Raw genomic sequence first — 11,127 nt, 5'->3', positions numbered from 1 at the left:
ATTTGTACATTTTTATTTTGTCAAAACTGTACATTCTTATTTTATCATTCTCAAACTACTCTACTCTACACTATATTCCTCTTTGTTTTTATACATTAAAGTGATAAAAAAGGATTGACCCGATAAAATCTTGTTTCTACAAAATTACGATTTTCAAGTCAATCCTTTTTTATTATGCAGCTCTTCTATATCCTGCTTTTTGAGCAGCCTCTTCTGAGTTGAAGACTAATAGGTTTTTTGCTGCGATATTGTTATAAGAAGGATGTGTCGGTGTATAATAATATCCATTCTTTTTACTTGCTCTCACTATTACTTTCTTGGGTTGTTGTAATTGTGCTTGTGCCTCTTTCTTTTGGGCTAATTGAACAGTCTCATTTTTTTCCACATCCTGCTCATCAATTCTTTTTTTAGGTGGTGGAGGTGGCGCTACTTGTTGCTCTTTCTTTTCAGAGTCATTATCCGCTGATGACTGTTCTTCTATTTTTTTATCACGTTCTTCTTTTTTCTCTTGGAAAGTTTTTCTTTGTTCTTCTTTTTTAGCATCACTAAAGTGATTAGTCATTAACATTGTTAACGTCATTACTAGTGCACTCACAGCTCCTAAAACTACTTTTTTCAAACGTGTTTTTCGTTGAATAAGTTTTACAATAGGTGGGCACAATAATACAAAGCTTAATATGAATACAATACTAGCATAACCTATACCGTGAGTAAATACCATACTAAGCGATATTATCATAAATACTAAGAAGATAAACCACAAAATAACTTGTCCATGTTCTCTTATGAATTTATTCACAATATTTCTCCTTAAAAATAATCACTTATCTATTTTAACACTTTCTTTTCCAATAAACAATTATTTTTATAAATAACTTTTATTTTAGCGAAATATAAAGGGATTACCAGGAATATATTTGTATAAAGTCTATAATTATTTTCTCGAAATAACCATAGCAATCCCTTGCCCTCCACCTATACAAAGTGAACATACTCCTTTTTCCTTGTTATCTTTAATTAGTGCATGCACCAAAGTAACCAAAATACGACAGCCACTAGCTCCTATCGGATGCCCTAGTGAAATTGCTCCACCACGAGTATTAACCTTACTTTCGTCAAGATTTAATAAGTGCGTTACAGCTATTGATTGTGCAGCAAAAGCTTCATTCATCTCAAATAAGTCTATGTCTTCTATATTTAAATTTAGTTTTTCTAGCACTTTCTTTGTTGCCGGAACAGGTCCTAAGCCCATTACCTTATTATCTAAGCCTGCTGATGCATAGCCTTCAATATAACCTAGAACGTCTAACCCTAACTCTTTTGCACAATTTTCACTCATTAATATTACACAAGCAGCTCCATCATTTATACCTGAAGCATTCCCTGCCGTTACTGTTCCATCTTTCTTAAAAGCCGGGCGTAATTGGGCTAAACTTTCCAAAGTAGTATTAGCACGAACAAATTCGTCGGTGTTAAAGCTAATTTCCTCTCGCCTAGTTTTAACAATTATCGGAGCTATTTCTTCTGTGAATAAGTTATTTTCAATTGCCAAAGCAGCCTTTTTCTGACTTTTAAGAGCAAACTCATCTTGTTCCTCTCTCGTTATATTATATTGCTGAGCTATGTTCTCAGCCGTGATACCCATATGATAATTTTCAAAAGCATCAGTTAACCCATCATTTATGATAGTATCTTCTAATTCAAAACTACCTAATTTCTGACCAAAACGTGCATTCTTCGTATAATGAGGTGCTGCACTCATATTCTCTACTCCACCACAAATTACTATATCATTATCGCCCAACATGATTGACTGAGCTCCTAATACAACACTTTTCAAACCAGAACCACATACCTTATTCACGACAAAGGCACTCTTCTCTTTTGGAATACCAGCATTTACTGCAATTTGTCGTGCAACATTTTGCCCCAAACCAGTTTGTAACACATTACCAAATATTATCTCATCAACAAGATTTGGATCAAGATTTATACTTTCTAATGCTTGCTTTACAAGATTCCCACCAAGTCTAGCTGCTGGAACATCTTTTAAACTTCCACCAAAACTCCCTATAGCAGTTCTTTTAGCACTTACAATAGCAACTCTATTCATGTATTTTTCTCCTAAGTTTGATTTTTTAGTATATTTTACTATAAAAACTACAGTTGTTCAAATAATGTATATGACATTGGTTATGGAGGTCCTACTGATACAATCTTTATGCCAGTTGAAAAATGGGAAATACAAGGAGATAAAGTTCTAATTCCTTTTGAAACTATTGCCACAATAAAACCTACAGGGATGATGACACTCCGTTTAAACAATAAAAATTATGAGAGCGGAATTGATAAAACAATATACTACATTGAAAAATTCGAGATATACTAAAATTAAAAGAGGGAAGTGACTCGGGAAAATCTTGATTTCAAGGAAATAAGATTTTATCGAGTCATCCCTTTTTGTACTAGTTATTATATTTTTCTACTATTTTCTTAGCACTAGCTAAGTTCATATGTTTTTCATTTCTAAGTTCTTCAACAATTAACTCTATATTATCATTAGAAGCTCCAGCCAATATCGCTAAAGATTTTGCATGTAACTTCATATGCCCTTTTTGGATTCCATCACCTACTAACGCTTTTAAGGCCGCTAGATTTTGAGCTAAACCTACAGAAACGATTATACTCGCCAGAGTTTTAGCGTCCGGATTGTTTAATAATCCTCTTGCGACTTTTACTGTAGGATTAATTCCAATAGATCCTCCTACACTTGCGACTGGCATCGGTAGAGTAATCTCTCCAATAAGCACACTGTTTTTTTTATCACAGTACCATTTAGAAAGACCTTGATACTTACCATCTTTAGCTGCATAGCTCTGACACGCCGCTTCTATAGCTCTCCAGTCATTTCCACTCGCTATAACAACACTATCTATCCCATTGAAGATACCTTTATTGTGAGTAGCAGCTCTATAAACATCGGCTTTTGCGAATTTACTAGCAAGCTCAATTCTTTTTGCGAGGTACTCTCCATCTTTACCTAAGTTTTCAAATGGAATAGCACATTTTGCGGTAACTAGTGAGCGTGTCGCGTAATTCGATAATATCGCCATCAATGCAACACCTTCAGTTAATGATTCTAACGAAACTTTAAGTGCCTCTAACATAGTATTTAACATATTTGCCCCCATCGCTTCCAGAGTATCAACGACAAGATAGACAACTACAAAATCCGTTCCATCTTCTGATAAAACTTTAACCTCAATATCATAAGCTCCCCCTCCACGTGCTACGATAGATGGATATGCTTCATTAGCTGTTTTTAAAAGTAATTCTTTACTTTGTAAAATACATTCTACAGCTTCATCAGTATCAGCTATATTATATAATGCTACATGACCAATCATTTTTCGGTCTAGAACTTCTGTCTTAAAACCACCTGATTTCGCTACTATTTTCCCAGCATTACTGCAAGCAGCAACTACCGATGGTTCTTCTGTAACAAACGGTACTACGTATTGTTTTCCATCAACAATAAAATTTGGCACAACGCTAAACGGTAGAGAAAAAGTTCCAATAACATTTTCTACCATGTTATTAGCCGTACTAAAGTCTAGAACTTCATTATTTTTAAGAAATTGAAAATGCTCTTCACTTAAAATATCAGTTTTCTCAACAACCTCTAAACGTTCATTAATATTTTTTTTATAAAATCCACTCCAAATTTTTTCCATAGTCCCCTCTTTTAAAATTGTTTTTTATATATTCTCTTATGATTTTCTATTTTTTCTAAAATAAATTTACTTTCATCTTGAATATCAGAAATATCTAGATTACCCTCTTCATCAACAGTAGTATCTCTAAAGAACATATTCTCATATTCTTCTATTGAAATACGTGTTCTGCTAGCGAAGTCCTCAAAACGATTATCTCTTAACTGCTCCTTGTAACCATCCACTAAAGTTAAACTAAATACTTCAGCAACTGCTCCACTACCGTAACTATATAAAGCAATCTTATCTCCAGCTTCTAGAGTAGTGTTATTTTCAAGAAGTGATAATAGTCCTAAGAATAAAGATCCTGTGTATATATTACCTACTCGTTGGCTATATAAGATTGACTCATTAAAACGAGCAAGTAGTTCTTCTTTCTTATTCTCTTCAGCTTGTTCTAACAACAAATTTAAACCTTTTAATCCTAACTTAGGATATGGTAGATGCAAACATACTGCTGAAAAATTCTCAAGACTATTTTTAGATTTTTCGATAAATCTATTCCACGTAGTTGTTAAGCAGTCAAGATACTGTTCAGTAGAAAATCTCCCCTCTACAAATGCATAATGAGAATAATTTGGACGCCAAAAATCCATAACATCACGAGTTAAACAAACATTATCATTATTAAATTCTAAAATTCTTGGATTACTACTCACTACCATCGCACAGCTACCAGCACCTTGTGTAGACTCTCCTGATGATTTAACTCCATATTTTGCAATATCACTAGCAATAACCAATACTTTTGATTCCGGATTATTCATAACATGATTTTTAGCGAAATCTAAGGCTGCTGTTGCACCATAACATGCTTCTTTAACTTCAATAGCACGTACAAATGGTTGAATATCCAAAAGTCCATGGATAAATACCGCAGAAGCTTTACTCTGATCAATTCCTGATTCTGTTCCTACGATAATCATATCAATTTTTTCTAAATCATCTTTATCAAGTATTTCAAAAGCTGCCTGTGCTCCAAGAGTTACAATATCTTGAGATACAGGAGGAATACTCATTTCAAGTTGTAATAGACCTTTAGTGAATTTGTCAGGTTCTATTCCACGCGCTGTTGCTAAATCACGAATATCTAAATAATAACTTGGCATTGCAAAGCCAAACTTATCAATTCCTATTTTCATTATCAAATTCCTTTCGATTAGACTCGATTTATTTATCTATACAATTTTTCCAACTATATTATACTATTAAACATTTAAAAATTAAAGTTTAACAAATATAAACTTTCAATTCAAATTAAAATATTTCATGCAAATACTATTGTATAAAATTTTCACGAATTAGTCCATAGATAGCCATTAAAAATTACAAATCTTATGCTTTAACTAATATAAAATTCAAACAAAATATATCTCGAGCAAGCACGATATTAATTTATAATTTTTTTAAAATTTAGAATTTTAGGTGAACCTCTTGTATAAACTCGATTTTACTAGCATTTTCAGACTGAAAAATAGTTTCTTTTTAATAAAAAAATTTTTTTGTAAGCATTTTTGTTGTTTATTTTTAATATTTTTCTTATAATGGTAATATATTAAAAAAACCCCGGGAGGATTATTACTATGACATTTAAATTACCTGAATTACCTTATGGATTCGATTTCTTAGAGCCAGTTATCGATGCTAAAACTATGGAAATTCACCACGACAGACACCACGCAGCTTACGTTAACAACCTAAACGCAGCTTTAGAAAAACACCCAGAATTCGAAGCTAACTGCATTTGTGGGTTATTAAAAAACATTGATAGCGTACCTGCTGACATCCGTCAAGCTGTTATCAATAACGGTGGTGGACATCACAACCACAGCCTATTCTGGAAATCTCTAACTAAAGCAGATTCTTCTGAATTCGCTGGACTAGTTAAAGAAAAAGTTGAAGCTGAACTTGGTGGATACGAAGAATTCGTTAAGAGCTTCTCAGCTGCAGCTGCTACAAGATTCGGTAGTGGATGGGCATGGCTTGCTTTAGATAAAGAAGGTAAACTAGTTGTTACTTCTACAGCTAACCAAGACTCTCCATACTTAACAGGTCTTACTCCAATCCTTGGATTAGACGTTTGGGAGCACGCATACTACCTAAACTACCAAAACCGTCGTCCAGACTACATTAAAGAATTCTTCCGTGTTGTAAACTGGGATTTCGTTAACGAACGCCTAGCTAAACACTTAGAAAAATTAGGTAAATAATTACATAGATGAAAAAGCTGTCATATGACGGCTTTTTTATTTTTTATAATTTAGTCTTTCTCTCTTAATCAACTCTTATCTGGTCTTTTCATTAACCTAATTTAATGACAATTTTAACTTCATATTGTATAATGATAAGCACTCTGTTTGAATATACAACATATTCTTACATTTGTTATTAAATTGATTAAAGGAGAATTGATATTGAATAATTGGAAATTTATCGCTGGCTTCATCGGGGTATTCGCAGTATATGAAATACTCGTATTCCTATTATGGCTAGGCTTAAAATGGATGATTTCACCTTTTGTTTCCACTAAGGCTAAATTAGCTATCGGTATCACGCTATTTATTATTGCTAACTTTTCTATCTTAGCTTATATGCTAAGATTAGGTGCACCATGGATAAATTATGGAAACATTTGGTACTTTTATTTCTTAAATGGTGCTGTCATAGGTATAGTTTTATTAATCATTAAATTTTTACTGAAAATCTTTAAGTTAAACCTTACTCAAGGAATTAGTTTAAGCATAACTACTCTATACTTAATAGGTATGACTGCTCTTGGTTTATTTTGGGCATACTCGCCTACTGTGATTAATAAGACTATTAAAGTAGACAAATATCTTGATAAACCTATTAAAATTGCTATGGTCTCTGATCTTCATCTTGGAACATTTTTCTCAAATCCTCAACTTGAAAAACTGAACAATATTGTTGATAAGGAGAAACCAGATGCTGTAGTTATAGCAGGAGACCTTATGGATGATGATATGGTTATATACAAAAAGCGTAATATGCAAGAAAATCTAAGTAAACTGAAAGCTCCACTAGGTGTTTATACTACAATGGGAAATCACGACCGTGACGCGCTAGAAATAGTAAACGAGATCAAAAAGACCGGAATAATCCCACTATTTGATGAAAGTATTACACCTAATAATGATATAACTTTAGTAGGTCGTAAGGATAAGAGTGTCAGTCGCGATAGACTTGATACTGCTGACCTTCTTAAGAGCGTTGATTTAAGCAAAACTATCGTTCTTGTGGATCATCAACCTGATGCTATTGATTATCACGCCACCTTACCTATAGATGTTCAACTCTCTGGGCATACTCACCGCGGACAACTATGGCCGTTAAACTTTATCACAGATGTAGTTTATACCCTAGATCATGGCTACGCAGAGATTAATGGCAAGCATTTCTTCACTTCTGCTGGTTATGGTTTCTGGGGACCACCTTTCAAAACTTCAGCACGTAGTGAAGTGTGGATGATTACAATCGAAGGAAAATAATTAATTATATAGAAGAAACTCAACAATCGGATTCATAAAAATCGATTCATTGAGTTTCTTGTTTTTCCTATCTATTTTTTTTGAAAATCTCTATTAGTTTTTTTGCATCTTTTCCATTTAAAAAGTATGCTTTTCTTAATGCTGCCATATTAAATGCATCATCTTGACTTAAGTTTATAACTTTTTCTAATTCTTTTTTATATGCTGGTGTTTGAAGTCTTTCAAATGCTTCTTTACTCTTCTCATCACGCTTTTTTATCTTGTCTCTTGCATTAGAAATCATCGCATAGACAAATATAAATCCTAGCATGATATATAATATATTCATGTTCATCGCAATTACTTCCTTTGTTTTATTCTATATACACATTATATAAGTTTTGTATGCGATTGTAAATATTTTAATTAACTTATTTCTTCTTAACTCCTTCTAAAAATTGATTTTTCTACTATAATTTGTTATGATAAAGTGTACTTTAGTTAAAGGATTATTGAATAATGAAATTTTTAACAAATATTAACGATGAAAAATATACTGAATTTATAAAAAATCACAAACATGGTAATATGATGCAAGCTATCGAGTGGTCTCACATTAAAAACACATGGGAGGCTATAAGAGTAGCTGTCGCAGATAAAAATGACAATATTGTAGCGGCTGTTCAGATTCTAACTCGTCAAGGATTATGGTATGCACCACGTGGTCCAATTCTTGATTATACTAATACTGAGCTACTTAATTTCTTTTTAACTAACCTTAAAAAATTTGCCAAAGACAAAGGTGCTAAAATGGTTAAATTAGATATCCCTACCGCGGTAAAAGATGAGAAGTTAGCGGTATTTAAGGATTTTGAGGTAGATAGAGAGAACAACACTCTTATAAAAGTATTCAAGGAGAATGGCTATAAACACAAAGGTTTTAGCCTTGATATGAGTAGCACTATTCAACCACGTTTTAACACAGTTACGAAACTTGAACAGGAAGTCCCTGATCTTTTTCCAAAAGATACACGTCGCTTAATTCGTGATGCAGAGAAAAAATTCGTTGAAGTTAGACGTTGTAGTAAAGAGAATCTTGATGACTTTCTTTTCGCCCTAGCTTGTACTGAGAAAAGAAAAAATATCTCATTGCGTGGTCGTGAGTATTTCGAAAACTTACTAGATACTTTTGGGGACAATGCCTTATTATACATTTCATATATAAATGTAGAAAAAGCTGTAAATGAATGCCATTCTAGAAAAGAAACTATTGAAGCTGAAATTGAAGCTCTTGGAGAAAAATCACCGAAGAAAAAACGTACTCTTCTTGAGCAAGTAGCCGGAATTGAAAAGCTAATCGTTCTATTTGATAGCTTAGAGATAGAAGATAAAAGCAAGGATCAAGTTATAAGTGCTGCGATTACTATCGCTTATGGTAACCACGCAGAAATTATTTACGCTGGTATGAATGAGGATTTCGCAAAACTTCCTGCCCAGTATAAAGTCTTTTCTGATACAATGAAAAAAGCTCAAGAAATGGGTGTTAAAGAAGTTTCTATGGGTGGAATCGAAGGAGATTTAAACGACAGTCTACTTGGTTTTAAATCAAAATTCGCTCCAAATATCGTAGAATACTACGGAGAGTTCGATTTAGTAATCTCTCACGTATTCAATTTAATGTACAACTACGGATTACCACTAAGAAGAAAAATATTAAAACTAATCAAAAGATAAAAAAACAAGTCTGTAAATCATCAAGGTTTACAGACTGTTTGTTTTAATCTACTATTTTAATATATATAAAAAGAAAATTTTTATTATAATTTCCAAGTAATTTTGTTCATTATCCATCCAAATATAACTGAAACAGCTGCAATAATAAAGATTATATGTAATCCTTGATATGAGTGTTCTATACTGTTAATGCCATTAACTTGACTAGCATATACTAAACCATAGATTGATGCCATAAGAGTCTGGCCTAACGTTCTTAATAATAAGCTAAAAGTAGTCGCTATATTAAGTTGTTCTTTAGGTACAACTTCTTGGAATGCTACTTGTGCTGATGGGAAAATCAAACCATGGCCAAGTCCAAGGAAAGCACCATTAATCGAAATATAGTAATAAGAAACACCTATTGGAGCAAAGGCCATCATAAATACTGAAACAGCCATCGCCATAAAACCTATATTTATAAGTTTTTTAAATGACAATTTACTTATAAATTTAGCAGAAAATCTCGTTGCTAACATAACTGCGATAGAACTAAAAATCTGTGTCCCACCTGCCATAGTTGCACTAGTTCCTAATACAACCTGCGCCCACATTGGAGCGTAAATACTATATCCGATAGCAAAAGCATAGACCAACACCATAATTAAGTTTTTCGTAATGTAAGACATATTCTTTAACAGACTGATTGGCAGAATCGGTTCTGTTTCCTTTTTTTCCCACTTCCATAGTATATAACTACTAACAATTACAAATATTGCTAGTAAACTATTCATAAATATATTAAGCTTCGGAAGATTACTAATCCAATAAAGAATAACTCCCGAAATAATCACTAATAGTCCACTTCCAATGTAATCAACTCTTGGTTTTTGTGAAATTACAGTTTCCTTATAGAAAATTTGGATTAATACTAAAGAAACTACTGAAAATGGAACAAGGCTAAAAAATATCCAAGACCACCCTAATACATCGACTACAAAACCTCCAGCAATAGGACCTAAGATACTTGCCACACCATAGAAGGCTGTTACCCATCCTAAGGCAACGGCTCTTTCTTTCGCGTCAGGAAAAAGCTTAGCATATATTACAAAAGGAATAGAAATCATTCCTCCTATACCAATACCCATTAATCCTCTAGCAAATACCATCATCCAGATATTTACAGAAAATCCCCCTAGTATAGAAGCTATTGCGAAGATTAAAATTGATAATTGAAATGCTTTTTTATTACCTATTACTTCTCCAAGCTTACCCCAAAGAACTGTTGTCATAGCTATAAAAAATAATAACATGGAAGTTAACAGACCTAATTGATTTATACCATTTAAATCCTTAATAATTTGCGGTAATGCAGTATTCAACATTGTTGTATCAAGTCCACCTATAAAATTAGCTAAAAGCAAAGCTATCATAGATAAACGTTTTTGAATTTTCGTCATTGTATTTCCTTTCATTCTTTTCAATTTATTTTCAACACATTTATTTATTATATACTATCTTTTCTATTTTCGAAAGATTAAGTACCGATATAAAAATTAAAAGAGCTGTGCTCTTGATGATTTCACTAAAATCACAACTATTGAGTCAGCTCTTTATTTAATTATATTTTTTTAACGAACTCAGATTTTAGTTTCATAGCACCAAAACCATCAATTTTGCAATCGATATTGTGATCTCCATCAACTAATCTGATATTTTTAACACGAGTTCCTTGTTTTAATGTAGATGAACTACCCTTAACTTTTAAATCTTTAATTACAGAAACTGTATCTCCATCTTGAAGTACGTTACCGTTAGCATCACGATAAACTTTCTCCTCTTCTGCTCCACTAGCATCTTCTGGTGACCATTCATGAGCACACATAGGACACACTAGCATAATCCCATCTTCATAAGTATATTCACTTTTACATTCTGGACAATTAGGTAATGTCATTGTTTTCCTCCATAATATTTCAATTTTGTACAAGGGATATTATACCATAATGAGATATAATATCAAAATAATATCAAACAACTTACTCTTTCAAACCTTGATGTAATAATAATTCTAACAAAAAAATCTCTTTCCTAAAAATTTTTTAAAAAATCGTCTACTTTTGTAGGCAAAGTACTTGAATTTTTTTTAAAGA

The 11,127-nt window shown here is 32.6% G+C and carries 11 protein-coding genes; 4 read left to right on the top strand and 7 right to left on the bottom strand.

The genetic code is table 11. The features are described from left to right. Positions 1–172 precede the first annotated feature (172 nt). Positions 173–799 (bottom strand): O-antigen ligase family protein, encoded by a 627-nt coding sequence (locus RWL85_RS02775; protein WP_314084700.1) that lies wholly within the window; start codon positions 797–799, stop codon positions 173–175. A gap of 135 nt (positions 800–934) precedes the next feature. After that, on the bottom strand, positions 935–2,113 hold the full coding sequence (locus RWL85_RS02770; RefSeq protein ID WP_314084697.1) for an acetyl-CoA C-acetyltransferase: 1,179 nt from the start codon (positions 2,111–2,113) through the stop codon (positions 935–937). A 108-nt stretch (positions 2,114–2,221) separates the two neighbouring features. Here RWL85_RS02770 and RWL85_RS02765 point away from each other — a divergent pair, with 108 nt between their 5' ends. Beyond that, a complete protein-coding gene (locus RWL85_RS02765) occupies positions 2,222–2,389 on the top strand; it encodes a hypothetical protein (RefSeq protein WP_314084694.1) in 168 nt (55 codons plus the stop codon). Between the two features lie 76 nt (positions 2,390–2,465). On the opposite strand, the gene RWL85_RS02760 is transcribed toward RWL85_RS02765, so the two are convergent. Then, the gene (locus RWL85_RS02760; protein WP_314084691.1) at positions 2,466–3,734 is read right to left on the bottom strand and encodes a hydroxymethylglutaryl-CoA reductase, degradative; all 1,269 of its coding nucleotides are present in this window, start codon (positions 3,732–3,734) and stop codon (positions 2,466–2,468) included. 11 nt (positions 3,735–3,745) lie between these two features. Then, a complete protein-coding gene (locus tag RWL85_RS02755; RefSeq protein WP_314084689.1) occupies positions 3,746–4,915 on the bottom strand; it encodes a hydroxymethylglutaryl-CoA synthase in 1,170 nt (389 codons plus the stop codon). Between the two features lie 441 nt (positions 4,916–5,356). Between RWL85_RS02755 and RWL85_RS02750 the strand changes: the two genes are divergently transcribed. Together RWL85_RS02750 and RWL85_RS02745 are read left to right on the top strand one after the other, a co-directional pair. Next, positions 5,357–5,983, top strand: a complete 627-nt coding sequence (locus tag RWL85_RS02750; RefSeq protein WP_314084686.1) for a superoxide dismutase — start codon at positions 5,357–5,359, stop codon at positions 5,981–5,983. Between the two features lie 204 nt (positions 5,984–6,187). Next, positions 6,188–7,282 (top strand): metallophosphoesterase, encoded by a 1,095-nt coding sequence (locus RWL85_RS02745; RefSeq protein ID WP_314084684.1) that lies wholly within the window; start codon positions 6,188–6,190, stop codon positions 7,280–7,282. Between the two features lie 67 nt (positions 7,283–7,349). Here the strand turns inward: RWL85_RS02745 and RWL85_RS02740 are convergent, their stop codons facing one another. Beyond that, positions 7,350–7,610, bottom strand: a complete 261-nt coding sequence (locus tag RWL85_RS02740) for a hypothetical protein (protein ID WP_314084681.1) — start codon at positions 7,608–7,610, stop codon at positions 7,350–7,352. Between the two features lie 170 nt (positions 7,611–7,780). Between RWL85_RS02740 and RWL85_RS02735 the strand changes: the two genes are divergently transcribed. Continuing rightward, positions 7,781–8,995, top strand: coding sequence for a peptidoglycan bridge formation glycyltransferase FemA/FemB family protein (locus tag RWL85_RS02735; RefSeq protein WP_314084678.1), 1,215 nt, complete (start codon positions 7,781–7,783; stop codon positions 8,993–8,995). 83 nt (positions 8,996–9,078) lie between these two features. Here the strand turns inward: RWL85_RS02735 and RWL85_RS02730 are convergent, their stop codons facing one another. Together RWL85_RS02730 and RWL85_RS02725 are read right to left on the bottom strand one after the other, a co-directional pair. Beyond that, the gene (locus tag RWL85_RS02730) at positions 9,079–10,449 is read right to left on the bottom strand and encodes an MFS transporter (protein ID WP_314084674.1); all 1,371 of its coding nucleotides are present in this window, start codon (positions 10,447–10,449) and stop codon (positions 9,079–9,081) included. Positions 10,450–10,595: 146 nt separating this feature from the next. Then, positions 10,596–10,931, bottom strand: a complete 336-nt coding sequence (locus RWL85_RS02725) for a zinc ribbon domain-containing protein YjdM (RefSeq protein WP_314084671.1) — start codon at positions 10,929–10,931, stop codon at positions 10,596–10,598. Positions 10,932–11,127: the final 196 nt, after the last annotated feature.

The organism is uncultured Gemella sp. (genome assembly GCF_963515875.1).
Taxonomy (GTDB): domain Bacteria; phylum Bacillota; class Bacilli; order Staphylococcales; family Gemellaceae; genus Gemella.
The sequence above is the reverse complement of the archived record's forward strand: the minus strand, read 5'-3'. Positions and strand labels throughout refer to the sequence as shown.